The 1,264-nt window shown below is 41.9% G+C and carries 3 protein-coding genes; all 3 read left to right on the forward strand.

All coding sequences use genetic code 11. The annotated features are described in order from the left end of the window. Positions 1–380, forward strand: a 380-nt coding sequence (locus A3735_RS05515; protein ID WP_304439963.1) for a phosphopantothenoylcysteine decarboxylase, incomplete at its 5' end; no start/stop codon positions are given. Between the two features lie 76 nt (positions 381–456). Beyond that, entirely contained in the window at positions 457–918 is a 462-nt protein-coding gene (gene dut / locus A3735_RS05520) for a dUTP diphosphatase (protein ID WP_068512582.1), read from the forward strand. A gap of 24 nt (positions 919–942) precedes the next feature. Beyond that, on the forward strand, positions 943–1,264 hold a 322-nt coding region (locus A3735_RS05525; RefSeq protein ID WP_156499429.1), incomplete at its 3' end, for a hypothetical protein.

Consider the following 1,264-nt stretch of genomic DNA (forward strand, 5'->3'; position numbering starts at 1 on the left):
ACTACAGGCCTCAGACGATACAAACAAAGAAAATAAAGAAGAAGCCTGATGAAGGCGAGTCGATGACTATTACCTTAGAGCAAAATCCGGATATTGTAGCGACAGTTTCCTCATTAAAGTCACGTCCTTTTACCGTTGGTTTTGCTGCAGAAACACATGATGTGTTGGATTATGCCAGAGACAAACTTAAGCGTAAGAACTTGGATATGATTATAGCGAATGATGTATCCAAGCCCGAGATAGGCTTTAACAGTGATCAGAATGAGGCATGGATAATTACTGCGCAAGATGAAAAGGCTTGCGCTAAGCAGTCCAAAGCCTCTTTAGCTGAAGAAATAGTAAAGGATATAGCAAAAAAAATGGATGGAAGCGCTTCTTAGCGAAACTCGCATATACAAAGCGAAAGAAGCATCTAAACTTATGTCGACAGTAAATAAATATTGAGAAGATCTGATAATGACGCGACAAACACTACAGGTAAAAATCTTGGATGAACGCTTGGGTTCAGAAATCCCCATGCCAGAATACGCAACTCAAGGCTCTGCTGGAATAGATTTAAGGGCTTGCTTAGATAAAAGCATAGAGCTGGCTCCTGGTGAAACCGTTTTGTTACCTACAGGGTTGTCTATTTATATCGAAGATCCGAATCTGGCTGCGATGATATTACCGCGATCCGGACTTGGGCATAAACATGGTATTGTTTTGGGCAACTTGGTAGGCCTGATTGACTCAGATTACCAAGGGCAGTTAATGGTTTCTTGCTGGAACCGGGGGAACTCAAACTTTGTTATTGAGGTTGGTGAACGCATTGCGCAGTTAGTGCTTGTGCCGGTTGTTCAGGCGCAATTTGAGGTTGTTGAAGAATTTACGGAAAGTGCTCGCGGTGAGGGCGGTTTTGGTTCGACTGGCAGAGCATAGTAACAATAGAGTGAGAGCTTGAGCATGTTCAAAAAGAAAGATACGGTTGTCAAAGATAGCACTAAAGAAGAGGCGGCAGCCAAGAAGCCTGCGAAGAAAGTCAAATCTTCAAAGAAAACAAAAGTAGGAAAAAGCCTGGTATCGTGGATATACCAACCGGCCTTACTTGTGTTGATAGGCTTGACTGTATCGTATTTTTTAATTGACCAGTTCTCGCTACGTCAAAATGAAATTGCATTTAATGCAGAGGTAGATCAACAGCGTCTAGACTCTCTGGCTCAAAGTTTTAATGCTTACATAGATGCGAAAAAGCGAAGTGTAGCCAATATATCTTTACAAGATTCTG

This window comes from Oleiphilus sp. HI0061 (assembly GCF_001635675.1).

What these genes read in the sequence shown, in the direction of transcription:
- dut (WP_068512582.1), top strand. Translation starts at nt 457, where the DNA reads ATGACGCGACAAACACTACAGGTAAAAATCTTGGATGAACGCTTGGGT.